The sequence below is a fragment of the Dickeya aquatica genome, from assembly GCF_900095885.1.
Lineage (GTDB): Bacteria > Pseudomonadota > Gammaproteobacteria > Enterobacterales > Enterobacteriaceae > Dickeya > Dickeya aquatica.
Genome location: NZ_LT615367.1, coordinates 1131450 through 1158365, shown reverse-complemented (window position 1 = coordinate 1158365; position 26916 = coordinate 1131450). Strand labels below are relative to the sequence as shown.

The 26916-nt window shown below is 51.7% G+C and carries 25 protein-coding genes and 1 tRNA gene; 15 read left to right on the top strand and 11 right to left on the bottom strand.

The annotated features are described in order from the left end of the window. Nucleotides 1–14: 14 nt before the first annotated feature. A complete protein-coding gene (locus DAQ1742_RS05305; RefSeq protein ID WP_035343458.1) occupies nucleotides 15–1385 on the top strand; it encodes an L-serine ammonia-lyase in 1371 nt (456 codons plus the stop codon). A gap of 67 nt (nucleotides 1386–1452) precedes the next feature. Here the strand turns inward: DAQ1742_RS05305 and DAQ1742_RS05300 are convergent, their stop codons facing one another. The 5 genes from DAQ1742_RS05300 to DAQ1742_RS05280 all read right to left on the bottom strand — a co-directional run bounded on the left by DAQ1742_RS05300 (nucleotide 1453) and on the right by DAQ1742_RS05280 (nucleotide 7576). Then, nucleotides 1453–1896, bottom strand: coding sequence for a helix-turn-helix domain-containing protein (locus DAQ1742_RS05300; RefSeq protein ID WP_035346241.1), 444 nt, complete (start codon nucleotides 1894–1896; stop codon nucleotides 1453–1455). A gap of 217 nt (nucleotides 1897–2113) precedes the next feature. After that, on the bottom strand, nucleotides 2114–2680 hold the full coding sequence (locus DAQ1742_RS05295) for a YolA family protein (protein ID WP_051124106.1): 567 nt from the start codon (nucleotides 2678–2680) through the stop codon (nucleotides 2114–2116). A gap of 226 nt (nucleotides 2681–2906) precedes the next feature. Further along, nucleotides 2907–3716 (bottom strand): phosphate ABC transporter ATP-binding protein PstB, encoded by an 810-nt coding sequence (gene pstB, locus DAQ1742_RS05290; RefSeq protein WP_035343460.1) that lies wholly within the window; start codon nucleotides 3714–3716, stop codon nucleotides 2907–2909. Nucleotides 3717–3770: 54 nt separating this feature from the next. Next, nucleotides 3771–5417, bottom strand: coding sequence for a phosphate ABC transporter permease PstA (pstA, locus tag DAQ1742_RS05285; protein WP_035343462.1), 1647 nt, complete (start codon nucleotides 5415–5417; stop codon nucleotides 3771–3773). Continuing rightward, entirely contained in the window at nucleotides 5414–7576 is a 2163-nt protein-coding gene (locus DAQ1742_RS05280; protein WP_035343464.1) for an ABC transporter permease subunit, read from the bottom strand. The genes pstA and DAQ1742_RS05280 overlap by 4 nt, the downstream gene beginning before the upstream one ends. Nucleotides 7577–7871: 295 nt before the next feature. Here DAQ1742_RS05280 and ppk1 point away from each other — a divergent pair, with 295 nt between their 5' ends. The 3 genes from ppk1 to DAQ1742_RS05265 all read left to right on the top strand — a co-directional run bounded on the left by ppk1 (nucleotide 7872) and on the right by DAQ1742_RS05265 (nucleotide 11904). Further along, nucleotides 7872–9941, top strand: a complete 2070-nt coding sequence (ppk1, locus tag DAQ1742_RS05275; RefSeq protein WP_035343466.1) for a polyphosphate kinase 1 — start codon at nucleotides 7872–7874, stop codon at nucleotides 9939–9941. Nucleotides 9942–9945: 4 nt separating this feature from the next. After that, the gene (gene ppx / locus DAQ1742_RS05270) at nucleotides 9946–11475 is read left to right on the top strand and encodes an exopolyphosphatase (RefSeq protein ID WP_035343468.1); all 1530 of its coding nucleotides are present in this window, start codon (nucleotides 9946–9948) and stop codon (nucleotides 11473–11475) included. A 210-nt stretch (nucleotides 11476–11685) separates the two neighbouring features. Then, nucleotides 11686–11904, top strand: a complete 219-nt coding sequence (locus tag DAQ1742_RS05265) for a YfgG family protein (protein WP_071604101.1) — start codon at nucleotides 11686–11688, stop codon at nucleotides 11902–11904. Nucleotides 11905–12040: 136 nt separating this feature from the next. On the opposite strand, the gene DAQ1742_RS05260 is transcribed toward DAQ1742_RS05265, so the two are convergent. Next, the gene (locus tag DAQ1742_RS05260; RefSeq protein ID WP_035343470.1) at nucleotides 12041–12469 is read right to left on the bottom strand and encodes a universal stress protein; all 429 of its coding nucleotides are present in this window, start codon (nucleotides 12467–12469) and stop codon (nucleotides 12041–12043) included. A 213-nt stretch (nucleotides 12470–12682) separates the two neighbouring features. Here DAQ1742_RS05260 and DAQ1742_RS05255 point away from each other — a divergent pair, with 213 nt between their 5' ends. Further along, nucleotides 12683–13084, top strand: a complete 402-nt coding sequence (locus DAQ1742_RS05255) for a DUF4186 domain-containing protein (protein WP_051124107.1) — start codon at nucleotides 12683–12685, stop codon at nucleotides 13082–13084. Between the two features lie 100 nt (nucleotides 13085–13184). Here DAQ1742_RS05255 and DAQ1742_RS05250 read toward each other — a convergent pair. Continuing rightward, nucleotides 13185–13272: transfer RNA gene (locus tag DAQ1742_RS05250), tRNA-Ser, on the bottom strand. Nucleotides 13273–13498: 226 nt separating this feature from the next. On the opposite strand from DAQ1742_RS05250, the gene yccA reads away from it, so the two are divergent. Together yccA and tusE are read left to right on the top strand one after the other, a co-directional pair. Then, nucleotides 13499–14167, top strand: a complete 669-nt coding sequence (gene yccA / locus DAQ1742_RS05245) for an FtsH protease modulator YccA (protein ID WP_035343472.1) — start codon at nucleotides 13499–13501, stop codon at nucleotides 14165–14167. Between the two features lie 148 nt (nucleotides 14168–14315). After that, entirely contained in the window at nucleotides 14316–14645 is a 330-nt protein-coding gene (gene tusE, locus DAQ1742_RS05240; protein ID WP_035343474.1) for a sulfurtransferase TusE, read from the top strand. Nucleotides 14646–14695: 50 nt separating this feature from the next. Here the strand turns inward: tusE and yccX are convergent, their stop codons facing one another. After that, nucleotides 14696–15010: an acylphosphatase gene (gene yccX, locus DAQ1742_RS05235; protein WP_371327835.1), complete on the bottom strand. Its 315-nt coding sequence runs from the start codon at nucleotides 15008–15010 to the stop codon at nucleotides 14696–14698. A 190-nt stretch (nucleotides 15011–15200) separates the two neighbouring features. Between yccX and hspQ the strand changes: the two genes are divergently transcribed. Then, nucleotides 15201–15509, top strand: coding sequence for a heat shock protein HspQ (gene hspQ / locus DAQ1742_RS05230; protein WP_035343478.1), 309 nt, complete (start codon nucleotides 15201–15203; stop codon nucleotides 15507–15509). A gap of 76 nt (nucleotides 15510–15585) precedes the next feature. Here hspQ and DAQ1742_RS05225 read toward each other — a convergent pair whose 3' ends face one another. Further along, a complete protein-coding gene (locus DAQ1742_RS05225) occupies nucleotides 15586–15999 on the bottom strand; it encodes a CoA-binding protein (protein WP_035346247.1) in 414 nt (137 codons plus the stop codon). Between the two features lie 237 nt (nucleotides 16000–16236). On the opposite strand from DAQ1742_RS05225, the gene DAQ1742_RS05220 reads away from it, so the two are divergent. Both DAQ1742_RS05220 and DAQ1742_RS05215 read left to right on the top strand, forming a co-directional pair. Further along, on the top strand, nucleotides 16237–16884 hold the full coding sequence (locus DAQ1742_RS05220; RefSeq protein ID WP_035343480.1) for a DUF2057 family protein: 648 nt from the start codon (nucleotides 16237–16239) through the stop codon (nucleotides 16882–16884). 152 nt (nucleotides 16885–17036) lie between these two features. Continuing rightward, nucleotides 17037–17495 (top strand): methylglyoxal synthase, encoded by a 459-nt coding sequence (locus DAQ1742_RS05215; RefSeq protein WP_035343482.1) that lies wholly within the window; start codon nucleotides 17037–17039, stop codon nucleotides 17493–17495. 164 nt (nucleotides 17496–17659) lie between these two features. Here DAQ1742_RS05215 and helD read toward each other — a convergent pair whose 3' ends face one another. Beyond that, entirely contained in the window at nucleotides 17660–19717 is a 2058-nt protein-coding gene (helD, locus tag DAQ1742_RS05210) for a DNA helicase IV (RefSeq protein ID WP_035343484.1), read from the bottom strand. 156 nt (nucleotides 19718–19873) lie between these two features. Here helD and DAQ1742_RS05205 point away from each other — a divergent pair, with 156 nt between their 5' ends. Continuing rightward, a complete protein-coding gene (locus DAQ1742_RS05205) occupies nucleotides 19874–20320 on the top strand; it encodes a YccF domain-containing protein (RefSeq protein WP_035343485.1) in 447 nt (148 codons plus the stop codon). A 15-nt stretch (nucleotides 20321–20335) separates the two neighbouring features. Further along, entirely contained in the window at nucleotides 20336–22543 is a 2208-nt protein-coding gene (gene yccS, locus DAQ1742_RS05200; RefSeq protein WP_145916205.1) for a YccS family putative transporter, read from the top strand. A 24-nt stretch (nucleotides 22544–22567) separates the two neighbouring features. On the opposite strand, the gene DAQ1742_RS05195 is transcribed toward yccS, so the two are convergent. Continuing rightward, nucleotides 22568–23209, bottom strand: a complete 642-nt coding sequence (locus tag DAQ1742_RS05195; RefSeq protein WP_035343487.1) for a TfoX/Sxy family DNA transformation protein — start codon at nucleotides 23207–23209, stop codon at nucleotides 22568–22570. Nucleotides 23210–23427: 218 nt separating this feature from the next. Between DAQ1742_RS05195 and sulA the strand changes: the two genes are divergently transcribed. The 3 genes from sulA (at nucleotide 23428) to DAQ1742_RS05180 (ending at nucleotide 26902) form a co-directional block, all read left to right on the top strand. Beyond that, nucleotides 23428–23922: an SOS-induced cell division inhibitor SulA gene (sulA, locus tag DAQ1742_RS05190; RefSeq protein ID WP_035343488.1), complete on the top strand. Its 495-nt coding sequence runs from the start codon at nucleotides 23428–23430 to the stop codon at nucleotides 23920–23922. A 372-nt stretch (nucleotides 23923–24294) separates the two neighbouring features. Then, on the top strand, nucleotides 24295–25359 hold the full coding sequence (gene ompA / locus DAQ1742_RS05185) for a porin OmpA (protein WP_035343491.1): 1065 nt from the start codon (nucleotides 24295–24297) through the stop codon (nucleotides 25357–25359). Nucleotides 25360–25720: 361 nt separating this feature from the next. Then, nucleotides 25721–26902 (top strand): NupC/NupG family nucleoside CNT transporter, encoded by a 1182-nt coding sequence (locus DAQ1742_RS05180; RefSeq protein ID WP_035343493.1) that lies wholly within the window; start codon nucleotides 25721–25723, stop codon nucleotides 26900–26902. Nucleotides 26903–26916: the final 14 nt, after the last annotated feature.

The window sequence follows — 26916 nt, the reverse complement described above, 5'->3', positions numbered from 1 at the left end:
GAAAGGAACCTCCTATGGTCAGCGTATTTGATATTTTCAAAATTGGTATCGGCCCTTCCAGCTCCCATACCGTTGGCCCGATGAAAGCTGGCAATATGTTTACTGACGACCTGCTCAAGCAGTCGCTGATGCCGCTGGTTGATAGCCTTGTTGTGGATGTCTACGGCTCGCTGGCATTGACCGGCAAAGGCCACCATACCGATATCGCGATTATCATGGGGCTGGCAGGTAATCTGCCCGATAGCGTGGATATCGATGCTATTCCGGCCTTTATCCAGCAGGTACAGCAAACGCAGCGCCTGCCGCTGCTCAATGGCCGCTATGAAGTCAATTTCCCACTGGAGCACGCACTGCGTTTTCAGCCCGAAAATCTGCCCTTACATGAAAATGGCATGACCATTCGTGCACTGGATGCCCATCAACATGTGCTGTATAGCAAGACCTACTATTCGATTGGTGGCGGATTTGTCGTCGATCAGGAACACTTTGGCCAGCCCATAACGCAGGACGAGCAGGCTCCGTGGCCGTTCTACTCTGCGCGACAATTACTGCAACACTGCCACGACAATTGTCTGTCGCTCTCTGCGGTGATGATGAAAAACGAAATTGCCATGCATGGCCGTGAGTCGCTTGAGGCCTACTTCGCGGCAGTCTGGCAAACCATGCAGAATGCCATCCACCGTGGTATGAACACCGAAGGTGTGCTGCCAGGCCCGCTGCGAGTGCCGCGCCGCGCTTCTGCACTCCACCGCCTGTTGTTTACCAATGGCCGCTTTTCCAATGACCCGATGGACGCCATGGACTGGGTAAACATGTTTGCCATGGCGGTTTCTGAAGAGAATGCTGCCGGGGGGCGAGTTGTGACGGCACCAACCAACGGTGCCTGCGGCATTATTCCCGCGGTGCTCGCCTACTATGACCGTTTTATTCAGCCGGTCACACCCGATACCTGCCTGCGTTATTTTCTGGCCTCAGGAGCCATTGGCATCCTGTTTAAAACCAACGCCTCAATTTCTGGTGCAGAAGTCGGGTGCCAGGGGGAAGTTGGCGTCGCTTGTTCGATGGCAGCGGCGGGTCTTGCCGAGTTGCTTGGAGCCAACCCGGAACAGGTGTGCATTGCCGCAGAAATCGGCATGGAGCATAACCTCGGATTAACCTGCGATCCGGTGGCAGGCCAGGTACAGGTGCCGTGCATTGAGCGCAATGCGATTGCATCCGTCAAGGCTATCAATGCCGCACGGATGGCGATTCGCCGTTCCAGTGAACCCCGGGTGTCGCTGGATAAGGTGATTGAAACGATGTATGAAACCGGCAAAGACATGAATGCCAAATACCGTGAAACCTCGCGCGGCGGGCTGGCCATTAAAGTGGTGCAGTGCGAATAACCTTCGCGGCCATCACCCAGCATCACCCTTTACACGCCGGGATACCACCCGGCGTTTTTGCCTTTGTTCAGGCGTTTTTTTTCTCGTTATCCGGCCATGACCAGATAAGGTTGTTTTCTGCGGCCGACACATACCAGTCAAGGGCGCTGGCAACCGGTTTCGGCATCGCATCCGACAGAGCGGCAGGCACCGTGTTTGTCTCGCTGGTTTTCTTGCGAATACGTACCGGGGTTCGGGGTTGCCCGCCGTTTAACCGGGCGTTGAAGTTTTCCACTTCGGTATCAAACAGAATGCCTTCCAGTTGATGTAACCGGTTTAATCCACGCAGGATAGACAGCAAGCTGCTCAAGGTGATGGATTCGCCCATTTCAGCGCGTTTGATGGTCGCAATACCAAGCCCGGCCCGCTCGGCCAAATCCACCTGCGATAATCGTTGCTGAATGCGGGCGTCTTTTATCCGCTGACACAGCTCGGTGATAATTTCGCCTTCGCTCATGGTGCTGAATCTCATAATACCTACCGCCATACGCGTGAATGAAAACCGTGGCTATTTTATCACCTCCGAAGTAAATCTCACGGATAATTAATGACGCTCATCAATTATTTTGATCCAACACATAAAATATCATCACGCACATTACTGAATGAGCTGCCAGTACGTATGTTTTAGTCAATACGTCTGCGATGTTAAAAACACAGGCAGCGCTAACGCCGCCTGTAAAAAGGCCTTACTGAATATTGAGCGAGGTACTCAATGTGCGGTTAGGGGAATTAATTGAGGTTGATTGATAACGGAATACAACCGATGACAGGTTATCGGCATTAAAATAGGCCATCCAGCCAGAAACGATAGTGCCCGCCGGGCAGGTTTCGGTATAACGACCATTCACGATACACACCGCATTCACCTGATACGGGCTGGTTTGCCCGCCGTTAATCCAGCCAATGCGATTACCACCGTATCCCGTTTCCAGCACCGCAATACGCAATGTACCACCGGTGTAACCGCTCAGCGAGAAGGTGCCCGACGGCACAGCCTGCCAGCCGCCTTTTTGTGCCGAATAGACCGAATAGACGCGCACCGAACTTAATGCCGGGGCTGGCGCACGCAGCGGGCCGTGTTCAGCAGAAGCAGTATTCTGTTCTGAACGCGCATACAGCGGGTTATCAGCCAACGGCGAGTCGAGCGCCGTAATGACGGTCTGTACCGGCTCTTCAACGGATTGTGCATAAACGGGAGACAGTGCTGCGACAACCATGCCCAGAGTAAAACTTATTTTTGTAGATATTCTCATCCTGAGTGATTCCATTAAAATATGCAGCTTATTGCTGCCAGAACTAGCTTAGTTCACCCTCAAAAAATCACAAAAAAAGAAAAATAAAAAAACAGATCGCCCTAAATAATTCCCAGGAAGGAGAGAGAAACAATCACGATAAAAACCAGAAGTGAAAATAAAAAAACGAATTAATAAATCAAAGTTAATATTAGAAAACCCCACAATATCATTGCAGGGTATTTCATTAACCAAAACGCCCCGTAATATAGTCTTCTGTCCGGCGATCGGACGGAGCGGTAAATAACCGGTCTGTTTCGTTGTATTCAATTAAACGGCCGTGGTGAATAAACGCGGTGTAATCAGAAACCCGGGCAGCCTGCTGCATGTTATGTGTCACTAACACTAGCGTGAAGCGGTGTTTCAGCGCGCCCATCAGTTCTTCGATAACCAGCGTTGAAATAGGATCTAATGCCGAGGTCGGTTCATCTAACAACAACACCTCAGGTTCAATCGCAATGGCCCTGGCAATCACCAGCCGCTGCTGCTGACCGCTGGAGAGCGTCAACGCATTATCCCCTAACCGGTCTTTGACTTCATGCCATAATGCCGCTGACCGCAGCGCGCTTTCCACCGTTTCATCCAGTAAGCGGCGCGCTTTAACCCCTTGCAGCCGCAAGCCGTAAATCACATTCTCATAGATAGATTTAGGAAACGGATTCGGGCGCTGAAACACCATGCCAACCCGACGGCGCAGCGTTGAAACCTCCAGCGCCGGGTCATTGATGCGCATCCCCTGCAAGCAGATATCCCCTTCGATACGGCAATGATCCACCAGGTCATTCATGCGGTTAAAACAGCGCAATAATGTTGATTTACCACAGCCGGACGGGCCGATTAACGCCGTTACCCGATGTTTGGGGATGCGCACAGAGATATCACACAGTGCCTGCTTGCTGCCGTAGTACAGATTTAACCCGTCAACCGCAAGGGCGGTGTGTTCATCCGGCAAGTGATGAACATCCATTACTGGCTGTGGTTCTCGTTGTTTCAGCATGCCCTTAGCTCTCCATTATCCGGTTTCATCGCCCGGTGACTTTGTTGGCGCGTGTCAGAGTGACATGGCCCGGTATTTTTCGCGCAGCACATGGCGAATACCGATAGCCGCCAGATTGAGCGCCACCACTATCAGCACCAGCAGCAATGCGGTGATATACACCAGCGGGCGCGCCGCTTCCTCATCCGGGCTTTGAAACGCCAGATCGTAAATCTGAAACCCTAGATGCATAAATTTCCTCTCCAGATGGAGATAAGGGAAAAAAGCATCCACCGGCAAGGCAGGAACCGATTTCACCACCCCGACCAGCATCAGCGGAGCCGTCTCTCCCGCGGCTCGGGCAATGGCCAGAATAAGCCCGGTCATCATTGACGGGACAGCCATTGGCAACACCACGCGCCACAGCGTCTCTGCACGCGTTGCGCCTAGCGCCAGCGACCCGTGTCGCAGGGCGACGGGAATACGCGATAAGCCCTCTTCGGTTGAGACGATAACCACCGGCAATGTCAGTAACGCCAGCGTCAGCGAGGCCCATAGCAGCCCCGGCGTCCCGAGCGTCGGGTTCGGCAACGATTGCGCATAAAACCACTGATCGAGCGTTCCGCCAACCAGATAGACAAAAAACCCCAACCCAAAGACGCCGTAAACAATCGACGGCACCCCCGCCAGATTCGCCACCGCAATTCGGACCCAGCGAGTCAGGCTATTGTTATCGGCATATTCATGCAAATAGACCGCCGCGACCACCCCTAATGGCATGACAATCACCGACATCAGCAGCACCAGCAGCACGGTGCCAAAAATGGCCGGGAACAGTTGCCCTGGGCTGCTGTCATCCGGGGCAAACCGGGTCAGCATGGTGCCCAGCACGTCCAGCGCCTGACGGGCTTTTTCAGCCAAAGATAGCCGGTTCGGATACCAGGCGCGCTCAATCATACTTACCGGTATGGTATGGCGCAGCCCCTGCGCATCACGCAGCACCAGCGCCGTTCGGTTGATATCCGTATTGAGTGACAGCAGTTGCTGATTAAGCGTATCAAAGTGGCGTTCAAGCTCGCTGCGCCCGGCTTTCAGGCGCGCCTGTGCCTGAGAATCCAGCCGATTTTCCCGCCGTAAGCGCGCTTCTTGCTGACGTAAATCGTCAAAACGCTGATTCAGCCGGCTCATCTCGTTAAGACGCACGTCTTGCGCCAGCGTCATCCATTCATGAACCCGCATGATGCGTTGCTGTAAGACGGCGGGCAAATTATCCGACACCAGCGGCTGCCCGTCTTCCGTCATGCCATCCAGATAACCGTAAGCCATACCGTTGCTTGCCCGGCGCACAGCCAACACCTCGGCGGGCTGGCGCATCTCGGTGATGGTATGGGATAACAGCGCCTGAAAACTCTGCCCATAGCGCTCACGCCAGCCGGTTTTCACCAGATAGCGGGTTGCGCCTTCTGGCGGTGCGTTGGCTATTCCGGCATCCCGCAGTTGCTGATGTGTCAGCGGGTATGCATCGTAACGCTCCCCTAACCATTGCTGCACTGCCCCCTGTGCATCAAGCTGACTAAACAGCCACACCGGCTGCGGCCACAGGTAACGAGCGCTCTGGCTTATCAGCAAGGTGAACACCGCCGCCATTGCGACCAGGCTAAACGTGATGGCCGATGCCGTTAACCACACCCAGGGCGTCCCGGTTGCCAGCCAGCGCTTCATGACATCTCTCCTTCATCCCGGTAGCGACGTCGCAGCCGCTGGCGAATCACCTCCGCCAGCGAATTAACCAGAAAGGTGAAGACAAACAACACCAGCGCCGCTAAAAACAGCACCCGATAGTGGGCGCTGGCAATTGCCGCTTCCGGCATCTCTATCGCAATATTCGCCGCCAGCGATCGCAAACCTTGCAGCAGATTGTTATCGAACACCGGCGAATTACCGCTCGCCATCAGCACAATCATGGTTTCGCCAACCGCGCGGCCAAAACTCAGCATCAGTGCCGCAAAAATCCCCGAGCTGGCCGAGGGCAACACCACGCGCCAGAGGGTTTGCCAGGCGCTCGCGCCCAGCGCCAGCGAGCCTTGGGTTAAGCGGGCTGGCACGCTAAACAGCGCATCCTCCGCCAGTGAAAAAATCAGCGGTATCAGTGCGAAACCGAGTGCGATACCCGCCACCAGCGTATTGCGCTGACTAAAGTCCTCCCCGAGCCATTGCCAGAGGGGTTGACCAAGTAAACGCCACTCAAGCCACGGGCCCAGCGAGCCAGCCAGCGCCAGCATCAACACCATCGACGGAATCAGCCATAGCGCATCCCACCCGGCGCGACGGCCGCGCCATCGGGGCGGTAATTGCTCCAGTAACCAGCCACAACCGGGCACCATCACCCCCCACAAAAGCGGTATCAGTAACAGGGCGCTCAGGTACGTTGCCATATAGGGAGCCAGCCACAATGCGGCTATCAGGCCGACGACCACCGTCGGCAATGCGCCCATAACCTCCATTATCGGTTTAACCCACCGGCGCAGCGCGGCAGACATAAAACAGGCGGTATAGATAGCCCCGGCCAGCGCCAGCGGGGTGGCAAACACCATCGCACACAGCGCCGCTTTAAACGTTCCCGCCAATAAGGGAACCAGACTAAACTTGGCCTGATAACTGTCATCCGCAGCCGTTGGCTGCCACACATAATCAGGGGCGGGATAATTTTCATACCACAACCGTTGCCATAAGCCGCGCCAGCCAAGTTCGGGGTAGGCATTGTCAAGCAGATAGGGCTGCAAGGCCGTGTCGGTTTCCAGCAGCAGTGCACGTCCCTGCGCTGAAAATGCCCCGATCCGCACGCCTGCCACCAGGCGGGTGTTCAATAAAGCATCGGCGGGCTTGCTGGCAAACAGCGAGAAGTCACCTTGAGCATCCAGCGTGGCAAAAACCCGGCGGCGCGGTTCGGGCATCAAGCGGGCTTCGGGAGCGGATGAGGGGAAAGTCCGCGCCTGCCCGAGCCGCAATCCTTCAGCACCGGGCATGACAAACCACTGGCTGAGATGCCCATTGGCATCATGCAGCAGCAATGAATGCCCGCCGGCAAGTAACGACAATGACCAGGGAGCCTGGCCATTCAGAGAGACGCTATCGACCTCAGTAAGCGCTTGCTCACCCCGCTGCCACTGAGTCAGTCGGTTGCCGTTCAGGCTATACAGCGTGTGTCCATCCGGCGTCAGTTGCAGTTGTTCTGCCGCCGAAGCGGCCTGCCAGACCGTCACCTCACCGTCAGCATTCAGGCGGTACAAACGCACCCGCCCTTCTTCTGCGCGGGCCAGCCACAGTCCATCAGCCGCATCGGCTACGGCCAGCGCCGTTGGGCGCACCGGGGGAAGTGAGGATGCAGCCGTACCAAGGCGCAGCGGTAACTCGCCAAACGGATAACGCCATTGTGGTGTTCCCCCTCCTGAGACTGGCATCTCCGGGCGAACCACCTGTATTGCGCCATCAGCCAGAGCCCATGCCATGAGTGGGTGCTCACCCACACTGACCACGACCTGTGCCACCTCAGCCGACGCCAGCCGCTCCCGACTGACCGACTGACCTCGCTCAAGGTCGATAAACTCACCGTAACCGGCAGCAGTAATGCGGTACGCCCAGCGGGCGTTATCGCTCACGCCCAGCGCCCGTGTTGGCTCTGTGGTATTGACAGGTACAGGCATCAGCGGGCGGATGGCGGGCGACGAAAAAAGCGGAGCGACCACATACAGCAGATAACAAAAGATGGCGAGCAGCGCGAGCAACACCAGCCACGCACTTGCTACCACCATCCGGTGTGTCAGACGATCTATCCACACCCGCCGCCCGTCCCGATACGGTAAATCGCCTGTTTCTGCCATGTGCCGCTGTTGTTCCTGCTTATAACGTGAAATATCAGCCCCTATGATGCGACATCACAGGGGAAGTAAAACGCCTTTCCGGCCGTTTCCAGACGACTAGCACGTACCGTACTATCGTGGGTATCAGGGAGAGACATTCAATTTCCCGTCAATGACGGGAGAACATATGTTGCCTTTACCCCCGTAATATGACAATGGTAAGTCGATGCGCGCATTCGCTTTTACCGTCATGTGCGCGCCATAATAAATGTGGATAGTAGCTACACTTAAGTCAAAATAGTGTAACGGAGCGATAATGAGTCAGGACAAACTCTGCATAGACAAAGAGTTGAGTTGGTTATCTTTTAATGAACGTGTATTGCAGGAGGCCGCAGACAAAACCAATCCGTTAATCGAACGCATGCGGTTTCTCGGTATCTATTCCAGCAACCTGGATGAGTTCTATAAAGTCCGTTTTGCTGACCTGAAACGCCGCATCCTGATCAACGAAGAGCAAGGTTACGACGGCGATCTGCGCCACCTGCTCAACAAAATTCAAAGCCGGGTACTGAAAACCGACCAACTGTTTGACAATCTCTATAACGAATTGCTGCTGGAAATGGCCCGTAACCAGATTTTTCTGGTCAACGAACGACAGGTTTCGCCAAACCAGCAAATCTGGCTACGGGAGTATTTCCGGCAAAATCTGCGCCCGCACATCACGCCGATCCTCATCCTGCCGGAAACCAATCTGGTGGAGTTTTTAAAAGACGATTACACCTATCTGGCCATCGAGATCATTCGGGGTGATAAAACCGATTACGCGCTGCTGGAAATTCCGTCAGACAAAGTGCCGCGCTTTGTTGACCTGCCCCCCGAAGCGCCACATCGCCGCAAAACCATGATCCTCATCGATAATATCTTGCGTTATTGTCTGGATGATATCTTCCGTGGCTTTTTCGATTTCGATACGCTCAATGCCTACTCGATGAAAATGACCCGTGACGCCGAATACGACCTGGTCACAGAAATGGAATCAAGCCTGCTGGAACTGATGTCCTCCAGCCTGAAACAGCGACTGACCGCCAAACCGGTGCGTTTCGTTCACCAGCGCGATATGCCCGATGCAATGGTCGAATGCCTGCTGCACAAACTGGGCATCTCCTCCTATGATTCGGTGATTCCAGGCGGTCGTTACCATAACTTCAAGGATTTCATTGGTTTTCCGAATATTGGCCGGGCCAATTTGGTCAATAAACCCTTGCCTCGCCTGCGCCACCATTGGTTTAGTCAATTTCGCAACGGTTTCGATGCCATCCGCCACCGCGATGTGCTGCTCTATTACCCTTACCATACCTTTGAGCATGTGCTGGAGTTATTGCGTCAGGCCTCGTTCGACCCCAGTGTCTTATCGATAAAAATCAATATTTACCGTGTCGCGAAAGACTCACGCATCATCAATTCGATGATCCATGCGGCGCATAACGGCAAGAAAGTCACCGTGGTGGTGGAGTTGCAGGCCCGCTTTGACGAAGAAGCGAACATCCACTGGGCCAAGCGGCTGACGCAGGCTGGCGTGCATGTCATTTTTTCTGTGCCGGGGTTAAAAATCCATGCCAAACTGTTCCTTATCTCGCGCAAAGAGGGAGACAACGTGGTGCGTTATGCCCACATCGGCACGGGTAATTTCAATGAAAAAACCGCACGACTGTATACCGACTATTCTTTGCTAACCGCCGATGAGCGTATTACCAATGAGGTGCGGCGGGTATTCAACTTTATTGAAAACCCTTACCGGCCAGTCAGTTTTGACCATTTGCTGGTTTCACCGCAAAACTCCCGTGAGCGGTTGTACCAACTGATAGACACAGAAATTAACAACGCCCTTGCTGGCCAAGAAGCCAGAATCACTTTGAAAGTCAACAACCTGGTTGACAAAGGGTTAGTAGACCGGCTGTATGCGGCCTCGGGTGCCGGGGTGAAAATCAATCTGTTAGTGCGTGGCATGTGCTCCCTGATTCCAGAACTCCCTGGGATCAGCGATAATATTCGCGTCATCAGTATTCTCGACCGCTACCTTGAGCACGATCGTGTCTATGTGTTCCACAATGGCGGCGATCATAAGGTCTTTCTTTCTTCCGCTGACTGGATGACGCGCAATATTGATTACCGCATTGAAGTCGCGGTGGAAGTGCTGGACCTTCGTCTGAAGGGAAGGGTGCTGGACATTCTGGATATCTTGTTCAGTGATACGGTAAAAGCCCGTGTGGTCGACAAGGAAATGAGCAATCGCTATGTCACCCGGGGTAATCGGCGCAAGGTACGCGCCCAGACAGCCATCTATGACTATATCAAGGCGCTTGAGCAACCCGGAGAACAGGCCTGACCCGATGCCTTTAACAAACGAATATACCGAGCAACCCCAGGAATTTGCAGCCATTGACCTGGGTTCGAACAGTTTTCACATGGTCGTGGCCCGTGTGGTCAATGGCGCACTGCAAGTATTAAGCCGCCTGAAACAACGCGTCCATCTCGCTGATGGGCTGGACAGCCAGAATTACTTAAGCGAGGAGTCCATCCAACGCGGGCTAGGTTGTCTGGCGCTCTTTGCCGAACGCCTGCAAGGGTTTCCGGCAACTAATGTCTCGATTGTCGGCACCCATGCGCTACGACAGGCAGTGAACGCACAGGATTTTCTGCGCCGGGCGGCAAAAATCATTCCCTATCCCATTGAGATTATCTCTGGTCATGAAGAAGCGCGATTGATCTTCATGGGCGTAGAACACACGCAGCCGGAAAAGGGCCGCAAGCTGGTAATCGACATCGGCGGTGGTTCAACCGAACTGGTCATCGGTGAGGATTTCGAACCCATGCTGGTAGAAAGCCGTCGCATGGGGTGTGTCAGTTTTGCCCAGCAATTCTTTCCCAACGGCGAGATAACCGAAGCCAACTTCCGCCGCGCCCGTCTGGCTGCTGCCCAGAAACTGGAAACGCTGGCATGGGAATACCGTATCTATGGCTGGGATTACGCGCTGGGTGCCTCTGGCACCATCAAAGCGACGTGCGAAATTCTGGTAGCCATGGGAGAGAAAGACGGTTTTATCACGCCAGAACGGCTGGAAATGCTGCGTGAGCGCATTCTGCAATTCAAAAACTTTCGTGCACTGAGCCTGCCCGGTCTGACCGAAGATCGCCAGACGGTGCTGGTACCCGGCTTTGCCATTCTGTGCGGCGTGTTTGATGCACTGGCCATCAAGGAGCTTCGGTTGTCCGACGGTGCCCTACGCGAAGGGGTGCTGTATGAAATGGAAGGCCGTTTCCGCCATCAGGATATCCGTATTCGAACGGCGCAGAGCCTGGCAAGCCATTACAACATTGACCGAGAACAAGCCCGGCGAGTGCGTGAAACCACGGAGTTGCTATACGATCAATGGGCCCGGCAAAACGCAGCGCTGGTACACCCACAGTTAGAAGCGCTACTAAAATGGGCCGCCATGCTGCACGAGGTCGGCTTAGGGATCAACCACAGCGGAATGCACCGCCACTCTGCCTACATTCTGCAAAACACCAATCTGCCGGGGTTTAATCAGGAGCAACAGCAGCTACTGGCGCTGATGGTGCGGCTGCATCGAAAAGCCGTCAAACTTGAGGAGTTGCCACGCTTTAACCTGTTCAAAAAGAAACAGTATCTACCGATGGTACAATTACTGCGCCTGGCTACCCTGCTTAACAACCAGCGACAGGCCACGACCACGCCGAAAACGCTGCGTCTTATTGCCGGGGAAAGTAGCTGGACACTGTATTTTCCACCGGGGTTCTTTAGCCAAAACACGCTGGTACTGCTTGATCTGGAACGGGAGCAACTGTACTGGGAAGACGTCAGCGGCTGGAAACTGTCTATCGAAGAGGAGCCAGCCTGACGGACTGGCAAGTTGCCCGGTTACGCCATTTGTGGTTGCCGGGCACGCTTTGCTGCTGTTTTTTCTGTGCTATTCATCACATGTTGTGCACTAACCGCACATCCTGCCACCTTGCCAGCCGCTTTTTCTCCTCTGCGGATTGACCCATCCCCCCGCTTGTGCCTAAATAAAATACAGCGACTGTTCGCGAAAAACGGAGAAAGCCCTTTTATGACGACCTTAACCCATAAACGACGCATCGCTTTGCGTCAGCGACGACGGGCCGGTACGCGCATTGCACGTACTGTACTCATGATAAGTTTTTTGATTCTGTTTGGCCGTTTTGCCTACTCAGCTATTGGTGCGTTTTTTCATCACCAAAGCCTGTCTTCTCCCCGCGTTGAGCAACCTGTTGTCCCTGCACCAGCCGTCACTCCGCTGCGCGAATAGCAGCTGATGGTGGCTGCGTATGACTCACACCAGTGAATACACCCAGACTCAACGTCATTATTTCCATTACACCCCGGTTAGTTCGTGACGACGACATAACGGTAATACCATCACCCATAAATGAGGGTGTACTTTTTCATCTCACCACTAAGACTGAAGTTTGTGCATGACGAACGATCGCCGCGGCATTTGATCCCAACAGATAGGTTTTTACATTGGGGCGACGCGAACCAATCAATATTAGATCTGCGTCAATTTCCTTCGCCAGTGCCAGCACCTCATCCCGGGGAATACCAAAGCTAATACTGTGAGAAAGGCGCTCCGCCGGTAAATCAATGGTTTTTAGCAACGCATGTAACTTGCCATCCGCCTTGATAACCGCTTCATTCTCGAACTCTTTGATACCAAAAGAGTAGGCAGACATAAACGCCGAAGCGTCTGGAAGCACATGGAACAGGTGAAGTGTGGCAGTCGAGCTTTTTGCCAGGGCCATTGCATGTGATAACGCCTTTTGCGTCAGTTCGTCTTCTGCGATATCCACAGGGACTAAAATAGTGTTGTACATCATGACCACCTCGCACAATCAGCACATTGCTGTAGTAAAAGCGTAGTCCTGTTCGAGGCTATGGGCATCCGCTTTTTGCCCCATTTGTGAGGTAACCCAATATTAAAAAAATAAAAATTAGCAATTAAATACAGTAAGTTAGAAATCACTTGTGTGAGAATTATGACAAGAGTAGCCTAAAATTAATGTTGTCTTCTCCCGCTGGCTCCCGCTATGCCTGATTTTGATTTGCTGTTTTCACGCCTGTCACGCTCCCGTTTTCGTCAGCGTTTTCATCTAAAGCACCAGGAGCGTGAATATTGTATTAATAAAGGTAAAGCGGTGATTGCGGCCCATGCCGCCAGCTTTATTACACAACGGCTGATGCCAGCGACCCCCGCCAATGATGGCAAGCAAACCCCGATGCGCGGTCATCCGGTCTTTATTGCCCAACACGCCACAGCCACATGCTGTCGTCGCTGCCTGGAGAAATGGCACGGCATCCCACAGCACGCTGCATTAACCCTGAAACAGCAAGACTATATTGTGAATGCGATTCTGTATTGGCTGGAGCGTGAACTCTCACCATCAGTGCAAGGCCAGGCTGAAAGCAATATGTGGGAGGATACGCGTTGATGCGTTGGTAAAAGCAGTGGCGGCAGGAGCTGCATGCGTCATCACAACAGCGTATTTCAGAAACGAAAACGGGCCAGCGCTAGCTGACCCGTTGGAATTTTGGCGGAGGAGTAGAGATTCGAACTCTAGAACGCTTTCGCGTCGCCGGTTTTCAAGACCGGTGCCTTCAACCACTCGGCCACTCCTCCGCAACGACGCGAACTATAAACAGTGCGATGGTGGTTGTAAAGCACCATAGGGTTCAATCGTCTGAAAAACAGGCAAAACAACCGCGATTGCACATAAAATCATCGTTATATTTGGATTTGGCATCACGGAATAAGTAAAGAAGGGTAAAACGGCTTTAATAACATTGAGCAACTACCTATCTTTAAAGTTACAACAATAACCCCTTAGTGACAGAGAGTCGTTATTATGGATCGAATCATTACCTCTACTACCACGCACGCAGGCAAGCAATCGCTGCTTAATACCCATAAGGTGCTGCGTAATACCTATTTTCTGTTATCGATGACACTCGGGTTTTCCGCTGTCACCGCCACGCTCAGTACGGTACTGAAACTGCCTTCTCCCGGCCTGATTCTGACGCTGGTTGGCTTCTATGGCCTGATGTTTCTGACTTACCGTTTGGCCGAGCGCCCTGCGGGTATTCTGGCAACCTTCGCCCTGACCGGTTTTATGGGGTATACCCTTGGCCCGATGCTAAGTGCCCTGATTGCCGCTGGAGCCAGTGACATTATCATGCTGGCGCTCGGCGGCACCGCACTGGTGTTTTTCTGCTGCTCCGCTTATGTGCTGACCACCCGCAAAGACATGTCGTTCCTGTCCGGCATGTTGATGGCCGGTTTTGTGGTGTTGCTGGTAGCAACCATTGCCAACTTGTTCCTGAACCTGCCTGGCTTGCATCTGGCTATCAGTGCAATGTTTATTCTGTTCTCTGCCGGGGCGATTTTGTGGGAAACCAGCAATATCATCCATGGCGGTGAAACCAACTATATCCGGGCAACCGTCAGTTTGTACGTCTCTATCTACAATCTTTTTGTCAGCTTGCTGAGTCTGCTTGGGATGTCGCGCAGTGAATAACATTACGCGATCGCTTTAACCGCATTTCGAGCATACATCCATTATCAGGCACCGCTATCGGTGCCTTTTTCATTTGATCATCGCTTGCCATGTCACCCACCGCGTTTGCTAAACTACGCGGAGTGTTAGGTTATAAGACCGAGGCAATATGTTTGTGTTTGAAGGCCGGGATATCGAAACGGATGCTCAGGGATATCTGAAAAACAGCCATGACTGGCAAGACGCCATGGCACCGTTACTGGCGGAACAAGAAGGGATTACACTGAGCGAAGCGCATTGGGAAGTGGTGCGTTTCGTCCGGTCGTTTTATCTCGAATTCAATACCTCTCCGGCTATTCGTATGCTGGTTAAAGCTATGGCGCAAAAATATGGTGAAGAGAAAGGAAACAGCCGTTATCTCTATCGGCTGTTTCCCAAAGGCCCGGCCAAGCAAGCGACAAAAATTGCCGGGCTTCCCAAGCCCGTGAAATGTATTTAGTCGCCTATCTACAGGGCTGTTGGCACCGTTGCCAGACACAGACATCGTGCTTATTCACGGATAGAAAAGCCCTGAAAAGCCGCCGCTGGATGAGGTTCAATCAGTACCTTATCCACTCTGGCATACGGTGGGCCACCACATTTTAACCAGTCAATAAGCTGTTCTATCGCCTGTGCTTCACCACAGGCGACCAGCTCAACACTCCCCTCATCACAGTTACGTACATACCCTGTAATACCAAGCGCCTGAGCATGCTGGCGGGTGTGGTAGCGAAACCCAACACCTTGAACCAGACCGTATACCCAACCTTTTACAGAGACTATAGACACGCTATCCTCCCGCCTGACAAGGCTGCAAAATCGCATAAAAAACGCCATGACGCGCGCATTTTTACTACAAAAATGCCTATCATTACCTTATAGCGCATAGCGAAAGGATATCACCATTTGGCCGGATGAACCGGCGACGAAGTGGTAATGGCGTCTTTATCTGACAACTTGAAAAATGCCGGAGATGCCCCACTTAAGGGATGTAACACGTTTCTCAGGAGGTTATATGATTAACTGTAAATTTGCGATTGGACAGCAGATTCGTCATAAGCTACTGGGATTCCCCGGCGTTATCATTGATATAGACTCAGAGTATTCTCTGGCTAAGCCGAAATGGGAAGAACTGTCCGCTAGCGATACGCTACGTACCGCGCCCTGGTATCATGTGGTGATGGAGGATGAATATGGTCGCCCTGTTCATACCTATCTGGCAGAAGAACAGTTGGTCAATGAAGTCTCTAATCCTGTCGGACACCCGTCGCTGGATGCACTGGCAGAGACCATTAAACGCCGCACACCTCGCTTGCTGCACTAAACGCCTGCGGCGCTAAATTGCAGGGTGCGATTGAGCGCCGCAAAAAAGCGGCAATAACACTGCTGATTAAGTATCGTTATTTCTCAAGCCCCAGCCTGGGGATTTCAATTTTAGGGCAGCGATCCATGATGACCGCCAGCCCGGCACTGTGTGCTAATACGGCGGCGGCTTCATTAATCACACCTATCTGTAACCACAACACCTTTGCCCCGACGGCTATGGCTGATTGTGCAACATCAAAAGCCGCGTCAGATTGGCGAAACACATCCACCATATCGACTGGCTCAGCGATTTCCTCAAGCGAAGCGTACGCCAGTTGTCCGAGCACCGTTTGCCCCGCCAGACGAGGGCTAACCGGAATCACACGATATCCCTGCTCAATCAGATAAGCCATAACACCGTAACTAGGCCGGTTTGGCTTCTCACTGGCACCAACAACCGCAACGGTTTTCACCGAACTCAGCACGTTTATCAGTTCACTATCTTGCATCATCATTTCCCCTCGTTATCCGGCCTGCTCATGGTTGCTGACTTCCCGCGTGAACCTTAGGTTGTTCTCAGTGTAACGTAAAACCTCACGATGGGTGCCGACCTCGTGCACGCCATGGCGCTGTCTGGTGCAGCAGGCGGCTTGCCTAATTAATAACCAAATATTTCATTTTTAAAATTTTGACACATTCTGTGCATTACTGAACAATACAGCGATGAAATTCATTACGGGGCCGCTATGAAAACTCTTTCCGTTATCGCTACCACAACACTGTGGTTATTGATGCTGAGTACGCAGGCGATAGCGACCACGCTCAAGCTCAGGCCCGATGTTGAATTAATCATGGTGGATGGAAAAAGAGTCTCGAGCTTGTTGCTCAACGGCGCAGAGAGCCTGGAGCTGGAAAAAGGCTACCATCAGCTTGTTTTTCAGGTTTTACGCCCTCTTTCCTCATCACCCGGAGAAAAACAACTCTACCGCTCCCCGGGCCTCATTGCCGTATTTGATACACGTTATTTAAGTGAGGTGGCAATACGCCTGCCCGCGCTCGACACACGAGAAGCACAAGAGCGCTTTACTCAATTACCTGACTATCAACTGCTGGATAGTAAAAAACTGCCCATTCCAATGCGTATGGATGTGTTGCGCATAAACGACGCCACACCCGGCAGAGAAATAGAAAGACTGATGGCAGAGTATAATCAGGCCAGTCAGCCTGCTTCGGTGAGTGCGTTTGCATTCTCGACCAACCAGCAAGACGCCGCCATGCCTCCCACCACATCTCATCCACTCGATCCGCTCGGTATTATGCAGTATTGGTTCCAGCAGGCAGATAAAGAAACCCGCCAGCGTTTTCTTGAATGGGCACAAAAGGAAAGCCGATAAAACGCGTATCAGCGAAAACGGCTCAGCATGCTGATTTAACAGACAAAAAACACCGTTTTTGGAGAGCTGTTCGCATTTTTTCAGTCTGTCACTTTTCTCTGAAACAGTGTTTCCGTAATCTGTAGCAACCTCACTGTTTTAAGGATGTCACCATGGAGTACACCACCCGCACAATCGAGGTGCATAAGCACATCGCTTTGGTTGCGCACGATCACTGCAAAGAGTCATTACTGGAATGGGTTGCCGCCAACAAAACCCAACTGGCAGAACATCACCTGTATGCAACAGGTACGACCGGAAACCTGATTCAGTTGCATACCGGCCTGCCCGTCAGGAGCATGCTGAGTGGTCCGATGGGGGGTGATCAGCAGGTGGGTGCGCTGATCTCCGAGGGGAAAATCGACATGTTGATTTTTTTCTGGGATCCGCTAAACGCAGTACCACATGATCCTGATGTCAAAGCGTTGCTGCGCCTGGCGACTGTCTGGAATATTCCGGTTGCAACCAATCGCTCCACGGCGGATTTCCTGATTAACTCCGGGCTGTTTGGCAAATCGCTCGAGGTCACCATTCCCGACTATCAGCGCTATCTTCAGGGGCGTTTGAAGTAACATCATCCAGCAACACGGCCAGCGCAAGGGCAACGCCGCCTGCGTTGGTTGTGTGAGTTCATTCCATTCAGGCCTTAACTCTGCGGCCCACAAACATTAATTAATTTCACAAACATTAATCAATTTATTGATATGTTTGAATTCACATCTAAAAGCCATGCCCGTTACCCCGGTTTACGCTGTATAGGCACACCAAGCTGATGCAATTCATCGACAAATATTGAGGGGGCATCGCGCTCAAATAACAGCCAGACCTGCTGCTTTGCCCGGGTCAGGGCCACATACAACAGCCGTCGCTCTTCTGCGTCAGGAAAGGGCTCTGGTTGTGGTAGCAACACAGCGTCGAGGACAGACTCACATGCCGGTGCAGGGAAGCCATCGTGCCCGTCACACAGTCCCAGCACAATAACATAATCCGCCTGCTGTCCTTTGCTGGCATGGATCGTCATGAAATCCAAATGCAGGTGCGGCCAGCGGGTTTTCGCCTTCTGTAACACAGACGGGCGCAGGTGATGGTAACGCGCCAGAATCAAAATTCGCTCACTGGTCGTGACATAGCCACTCATTTTATCCAATAGCGCATCAAGTTGATGTTGCTCCAGCAAAACCACCGACTTCTTGTTGCCACTGCATAAACTGTTGAGTGTTTTCTTCATTTGCAGCGGGTTTTGCTGAATAAAGCGGTTGGCAATATCCGCAATACGTTGATTGAAACGATACGTCGTATCCAGCATGCACTGCGCCCCTTCACCAGCAAGGTGCGTAAATGTGCGGGTTGCCGAGAGTGCGGCACCGCTAAAGCGATAAATCGACTGCCAGTCATCCCCCACGGCAAACAGCGATGTGCCGGGAGAATGCTGTCGCAGAGCGTCCAGCAGCCGGGCTCGCTGCGGTGACATATCCTGAAACTCATCCACCAGAATGTGCTGCCACGGGCTGACAAAACGCCCTTTATTGAGATAATTAACAGCCTGATGAATCAGGCCGGAGAAATCCACCGCACCTTCATCTTTTAGCGCTTTTTTCCAGGCTTTCAGTAAAGGAGCCATCAGGCGCAGGCGCTGCTGAAACACCGGGCGGGTTTCCTCATCAGCCAGCGCCAGCAGTTCGCTTTGTGTTCCACCATGCATGCGGATTAATTCCAGCCAGCGTACCAAACGACTGACGATTCGCGCCGCAATCAACGCATCATGCCAAAAATCACCATCAGGTAACGTCCAGCCCAGCTCTTCACTTAACCACTGACGCCATCCTTTCGCCTGTGCTTTTTTCTCATCACATTGTTGCTGCCACTGTTGCAGTAAAAATGCATGCCGGTCATCATCCTGCGTCTCCAGTTTGCTGATTACCGGCACGTTACGGCTACATTGCTGAATAATCTGTAATGCCAGTGCATGAAACGTTTTGGCCTGGATATCATCTGTCTGTAAGCGCTCACGCATACGCTCACTCATTTCCTGAGCCGCCTGTCGGCCAAAGGCCAACAGCAGAATCTGCGCTGGTAATACTCCCGCTTGTTGCATGAGCCATCCGGCCCGAGCCACCAGCACCGATGTCTTGCCACTGCCGGCTCCCGCCAGCACCAAAACCGCATTCTCGCCATTAACAACGGCATGACACTGGCTGCGATTGAGGGGCGAGCGCTCAACGGTATCGAAAAACATTTTCTGATGAATAATCACCGTCTCGGTCCACTGTTGATTGGCTCGCTGTCGCAGGCTTTCCCCCTTCTCCAGCCATTCCAGACAACACCGGTAATGCTCCCGACAGTTGGCAAACTCCTCAAGGCGTTCTTGCAGCAACGGCAATGCCGCCAGACCAGCGCGAATATTTTGCTGCAAAGCGGCAAGCGCCGCGCGATCAAACCAACACTCTGCACTCGCCTGCTGGGTGACCGCCTCAGCCAGCGGCTGCAAAACCGCGGCACACACCTCGCTCATCTGCTGGCTCCAGTTCTGCCAGATGTTGAAAACATGGCGGAAAAACTGCTGCGTCTGCGGCCACGGTGTACCATGCAGCCGGACAACCTGATGTCCTGGCAGCTCAAACTCCAGCTCTCCCCAAATCAGCCCTTTTTTGCAATGAATTGCCAGTAACTGATTAAAAGGAATAAGATATTCATGTTTTTCGCCACTCACCTGAATACCAGCATTGAGCAACTGCACACGGTTATAGGGATGCTGCGCCAAATGCTTCCCCAATACGGTTGATTTCAGTTCCATGAGCCTTACGCCATTTTTCTGTGAAGAGACTTCAGAGTTGTAGTTTAACCGTTATCCGACCACACGCTCTAGCCGGAAAAACACGTTACAATAACCCGACTAACCATGTGATAATTCGTTTCCCATCATTTGTGTACGACCTGGAGCAGTCGGATTATGCGTACCGTACTCAACGTTTTAAATTTTGTGCTGGGGGGGTTCTTCACAACACTGGCCTGGTTGCTGGCAACCTTTGTCAGCCTCGTATTGGTGTTTACACTGCCCTTGACGCGTTCATGCTGGGAAATAACCAAACTGTCTTTACTTCCTTACGGCAACGAAGCCCTTCATGTTGATGAATTACAGCCTGAACAAAAAAACACCTTACTTAATGCCGGCGGTACGTTGCTCAATCTTTTCTGGGTCATCTTCTTTGGCTGGTGGCTCTGCCTGTCTCATATTCTCAGTGGCATAGCCCAATGCCTGACGATAATCGGCATTCCTGTCGGGATTGCGAATTTCAAGATAGCGGCCATTGCGCTCTGGCCTGTCGGGCGTCGAGTGGTGTCCGTTGAAGAAGCTCGCGCCGCCAGGCAAGCCAACGCCCGTCGGCGTTACCCGTAATCAGAGCAAATCATCATGGTGCAATCGTTTGTGAATACCGGTGTACGACGCTTCTTCTACAACAGCGGTTGGCTGTATAACCTGCGTATTTTGGTCGCGCTTACGGGCACAGCGGTACTGCCCTGGTGGCTCGGTGTCACCACCAGCACCATCCCGCTGACGCTTGGCGTTGTTGCCGCCGCATTAACCGACCTGGATGACCGCTTATCAGGAAGGCTATTTAACTTATTGATTACTTTGGTTTGCTTTCTACTCGCGTCGGTATCCATTGAGTTGCTTTATCCTTACCCTTGGTTATTCATTATCGGGCTGGCACTCTCTACCTGGAGTTTTATCCTGCTGGGTTCGCTGGGTCAGCGCTATGCCACTATTGCTTTTGGCGCACTGCTGATTGCCATTTACACAATGCTTGGGGTCTCGCTTTACAGCAGTTGGTACCAACAGCCGTTTTTACTGTTATTGGGTGCGCTGTGGTACAACCTGTTAACCTTGCTGGGGCACGTCATTTTTCCTATCCGGCCGTTGCAAGACAGTCTGGCTCGTTGCTACCAGCAATTGGCACACTATCTGGAAATCAAATCCAGCCTGTTTGATCCTGACATTGAAGATAACGATCGACCGTTAATCGACGTAGCAATGGCGAATGGTCAACTCGTTGAAACGCTAAATCAGGCCAAAGCCTCGCTGCTTACGCGACTGCGCGGCGATCGCGGCCAACGCGGCACCCGCCGTACACTGCACTATTACTTTGTTGCGCAAGATATTCATGAGCGCGCCAGTTCCGCACATATTCAGTATGATCAATTGCGGCACGCACTGCGCTACAGCGATGTCCCTTTCCGTTTTCAACGCCTGCTATTCATCTTGTCGCAGGCTTGCCTGCGGGTGTCCCAGTCAATTTTGTTGCAGCAAAAATACCAGCACGACCACCGTATTGAACGGGCATTTTTCCATCTCAACGCCGCCCTCGACCGGCTGGAGGAACAGGGAAAAGATTTATTATCAATCAAAGCATTACGTCATCTTTTAAATAATCTGCGCGCCATTGAAGCTCAGTTGGTTAACATCCAGTCAGAACAAACGCTGGAACGCCACAACCACCGCCTCTCTTCAGAAAACAGGCTGTCCGAGGATAAAATCACTGGCTGGAGCGATGTCTGGCTGCGCATTTGTCGGCACCTCACGCCTCAATCTGCACTGTTTCGCCATGCAGTCAGGATGTCTCTGGTGCTATGCACCGGCTACAGCATTATCCAGTTGGCTGGCCTGCAACACGGCTACTGGATTTTGCTAACCAGCCTGTTTGTTTGCCAGCCAAACTACAGCGCCACGCGCCGTCGTCTCGCATTACGTATTATCGGCACGCTTGGTGGCGTGCTGTTCGGGGTTCCGTTGCTGTACATCGTCCCGTCACAAGAAGGGCAACTGGCACTGATTGTGGTAAGTGGGGTACTGTTTTTTGCTCTGCGAACGGTGCAATATGCCCAGGCCACACTGTTTATTACCCTGCTGGTATTAATGTGCTTTAACTTGCTGGGTGAAGGGTTGGAAGTCGCCATCCCGCGCGTTGTGGATACGCTGCTGGGCTGCGCCATCGCCTGGGCTGCGGTGAGTTTTATCTGGCCAGACTGGAAATTCCGTCGTCTGGATGTGGTTATCAGCAAAGCGGTAGAAAATAATTGCCGCTACCTTGATGCCATCATGGTGCAATACCATCAGGGTAAAGACAACGGTTTGACTTACCGCATCGCCCGGCGGGATGCCCACAACAGTGATGCAGAACTGGCATCGGTGGTGTCAAATATGTCTGCCGAACCGCGTACACGAGCAGATACGCTGGAACAGGCTTTCAGACTGATGTGCCTTAATCATACGTTGCTTGGTTATATCTCAACCCTTGGGGCCCATCGAGAGCGCATGGTCTTGGCTGAAACACTGCAACTGCTCAATGATGCGGTCTGTTATGTTAGCGATGCACTATACCAAAATCTTTATCAATCAGGCGATTATGAAGACGCGCTCACCAAAGAGCTGGATGCGCTTAAACGTCGCATCCACGCACAATCACCAGAGCAAGACAGTCAGGAACAACTGGTATTGCAGCAAATTCATTTAATAACCGGTTTGTTGCCTGAATTAGTGCAATTAAAAAAACAGCTTATCCGCGATACACATCAGGCACAGGCATCAACATTCTCTCCCGCATCCCGCATCGACGAATAATCGTTAGCGCCATTCAGCCACCGCCTAACGTTCCGGGCGCGTGGCTGTACGCAACGGGCGACATGATGGTGCATGCCGCTCAAACCATTCAATCAGTTCGCTGCGCACGCCCTGGGGTAATGCCGCCTGATGTACGCCACAAATCGCGCCGGCAAGTGCCAGCAAGACGTTGACGCTCAGATGCTGGCTGACAGCCCTCAATTTGAGATAGCTGGTTTTCGCCCCTAATCGATGCAATTCATCGATATTTCTGATCCCTACTTTCCAGAGCAAACGCTCCAGATCGTGATTGATATTAGGCAAATCCTTTAGTCTGGCACAGCGCTTTCTGGCTGCTTTATCATGCTGCGCCCCCTGCAAAGATTGCATGCCCAATGCCAATAACGACGCTTCACGTTGCCACAGCGCTTCAGTCACCAGATAGTAATTAAGCGGGACAGGTATTCCACGTTTGGTGTACACCAGCTTTGGAGTCTGCCGGGCAAGAAAAAAGTCTTCATTATCAGGCGATGCACGCAAATAGAGCTCGCCCGCTGACACCAGCGCGAAAATGACGCCATCTGCCGCAATACTGTAGCCCCCGAACTGAGAGCGTGAAAGGATATGACCTAATGGGGCGAATACGCTTTTGGCTTGTAAAATCCTTTTTTCACATAGGTTTTTCATTACTCATTCCTTGTATTGAAAATTTATTCCTGTTTTTCAGATACATCCATATTCTTAACAATTAATTAAACACAGCCTTAGCGCGTCTTCAAAGACAAAATGTGTCATGAAGGCCATGACATACTGATTATGCGAAGCGCTTTCAGAAATTCTGGTTGATCTTTACCCATACAAAAGATACTGTACATAAATACAGTGTCACTGTGAGGGTAGTAACTATGCGTATCCAAACCATCCATGCTCCACGCGTTTGCCATGCATCCCCTTCTGCACATAGCACAATGCCAAAAGCGTCTTCTGGCGGTGTCATTAGCGAAATTGTTTACTGTGATGGGCATCCCATGTTAACACCGCTGTTACTGCCGCTATTGCAGCAATTAGGAACACAGGCACGCTGGTTACTCTGGTTATCGCCGCAGCAGAAACTGAGCCGTTTATGGTTACAACAGGCAGGTTTACCACTGGAAAAAATGATTGAGCTTTATCGCGTAAAATCGATATCCATTGTTGAAGCGATGGAGAAAGCGTTAATGACAGGTAACTACAGTGCGGTGCTTTGCTGGCTGGACGATGAGCTGGATAATGAACAAAAAATGCGATTACAGCGTGCCGCGTTGCATGGCAATACCTATGGATTCATTCTGCGTCCGGAGGAAAAAACGACCATAGGACACTTTTCCACGCTAAGAATTCACTCTGGTTTGTATCATTAAGTGAATATTGGGATTTTTCTTATCCATGTACTATGGCCTGACCCTATACCGCGCATAGTCCCTGAAAATACAGCGGCTGTGTTGTCATGACGAAGTTTTAATATTAAGAAATTTCGGAATAATCAGACAAATTCGCCCATTATTTGTTAGTAATTATGTATGAACGGCTGGTTTTTTCATGGTGTCAGTCACATCATACTTGTAACTTTCTCACCACGTTGTAGACTTTAGCACGCTGGAGTTGCCCTTCATAACGTCAGTTAACTGGCAGCAGTTATTACACCAAGGGCAATGTCTCCGTGAAAGGATTTTAACCAAAGGCGAATTAGCGTTCAGAGTTAATTGCCGATTTGGATGATAATGAGGCGTAAAATGAAAAAAACAGCTATCGCGATTGCAGTGGCACTGGCTGGCTTTGCTACCGTAGCACAAGCCGCACCGAACGATAACACCTGGTACGCAGGCGGTAAACTGGGTTGGTCCCAGTATCACGATACCAACCTGACTGGTAATGGCTACAATGTAACTAATCCTGCCAAGAATCAACTGGGCGCAGGTGCATTTGGTGGCTATCAGGCAAACCAGTACCTGGGTTTTGAAATGGGCTATGACTGGCTGGGTCGTATGAAATACACCGAAGGCAACCATGGCAGTTTCAAAGCTCAGGGCGTTCAGTTGGCCGCTAAACTGAGCTACCCGATCGTTGACGATCTGGATGTCTACACCCGTCTTGGCGGTTTCGTATGGCGCGCTGACAGCAAAGACAGCACTGGCCCGAGCAACCATGACACCGGCGTTTCTCCGCTGGCCGCTGTGGGTGTGGAATACGCTGTGACCAAAAACTGGGCAACTCGTCTGGACTACCAGTGGGTAAACAACATTGGTGATGCGGCAACTGTTGGTGGTCGCCCTGACAATGGCCTGCTGAGCGTTGGTGTTTCTTACCGTTTCGGTCAGGAAACTGCTGCCCCGGCTCCGGCTCCGGTTGCTGCTCCGGCCCCGGTTGCCGCTCCGGCTCCGGTTGTACAGACCAAACGTTTCACCCTGAAGTCTGACGTACTGTTCAACTTCAACAAAGCGACTCTGAAACCGGAAGGTCAGCGTTCTCTGGATCAATTGTACACCCAGTTGAGCACTCTGGATCCGAAAGACGGTTCTGTGGTCGTTCTGGGCTTCAGTGACCGTTTAGGTTCTGACCAGTACAACCTGACCCTATCTACCAAACGTGCACAGACTGTTGTTGACTACCTGGTACACAAAGGTATTCCGTCTAACAAGATCTCTGCTCGTGGTATGGGCAAAGCGAACCCGGTTACTGGCTCTACCTGTGCCAACACCAAAGCTCGCGCTGCGCTGATCGATTGCCTGGCTCCAGATCGTCGCGTTGAAATCGAAGTTAAAGGCATCAAAGACGTAGTGACTCAGCCTCAGGCGTAATTGCCCTGATGCTATAACTTGATGTCATAATGAAAGGGCTGTTCCATTGTTTTGCTGATAAAACAGCAGTTATGAGAGAAACAGACACCTTTTAAGAAAAAACAGCCCTTGCTTTAGGGCTGTTTTTTTATTGTCCGATATATACCGTAAACCCTGCGCGTGTCGGGCGGTGAAATGTTCCCAAACACCTTACTCATAGGCGCTATCACTCAGGCAGAAGTGAATGCTATGAGACCTGAGCTTCAATTTCGGTTAATTTCCAAGATATAATTTAATTTTTGCGTCTTACATCTCATTTTAAGCGCAACCGTTACATAAAATGACGACCAAAAATCGGCCCCTATCATAATTTGGAGCAAACATGTCCAACATTCTGCAATTTATCCTGGCTCTGATTGTTGTCGCCGGCTTGTCACTGCTGGTGTGCCGCGATCGCAAAAGCATTCGCGTCAGGTATATTATTCAGCTCTTAGTCATCGAGATCCTGCTCGCTTACTTCTTCCTCTATTCAAGCGCCGGGCTGGGGTTTGTTCAGGGGTTTGCGGGGTTGTTTGATAAACTGCTTGCCTTTGCTGGTGAAGGCACAGGGTTTGTCTTTGGTAATATCGGTAATAATGGTTTCGTCTTCTTCCTGAAAGTGTTGTGCCCAATCGTCTTTATTTCCGCCCTGATTGGTATTTTGCAACACATCAAGCTGTTACCGCTTGTCATCCGTCTTATCGGTACGGTGCTTTCCAAAATCAACGGCATGGGGAAACTGGAATCATTTAATGCGGTCAGTTCACTGATCCTTGGTCAGTCAGAAAACTTCATCGCCTACAAAGACATATTGGGTCAAATGTCCGAAAAGCGCATGTACACCATGGCGGCTACCGCGATGTCTACGGTGTCTATGTCAATTGTCGGTGCGTATATGTCGATGCTGGAAGCCAAATATGTCGTCGCCGCGCTGGTGCTTAATATGTTTAGCACTTTCATCGTCCTGTCGCTGATTAACCCTTACCAAACCAGTGAAGAAAAAGAGCTGCACTTAAATGATCTTCATGAAGGGCAAAGCTTCTTTGAGATGCTGGGCGAATACATTCTGGCAGGCTTCAAAGTGGCGATTATCGTCGCCGCAATGTTGATTGGTTTTATCGCCCTGATTGCCGCCATCAACGCCCTGTTCAGCGCGGTATTTGGCATGAGTTTTCAGGAAATCCTGGGCTATGTATTCTATCCGTTTGCCTGGATAGTCGGGGTTCCTAAAGCTGAAGCATTGCAAGTCGGTAGTATTATGGCCACCAAGCTGGTTTCCAACGAATTTGTTGCCATGATTGAGATGCAGAAAATCGCCGCCCAACTGTCACCACGCAGTGTTGGCATCTTGTCGGTATTCCTGGTTTCATTCGCCAACTTTGCCTCTATCGGTATCGTTGCCGGGGCCATCAAAGGCCTTAATGAGATGCAAGGCAATACCGTTTCCCGCTTTGGTCTGAAGCTGGTTTACGGCTCTACGCTGGTGAGCCTGCTTTCTGCCGCCGTCGCAGGGTTGGTGTTGTAATACACTGATTTACC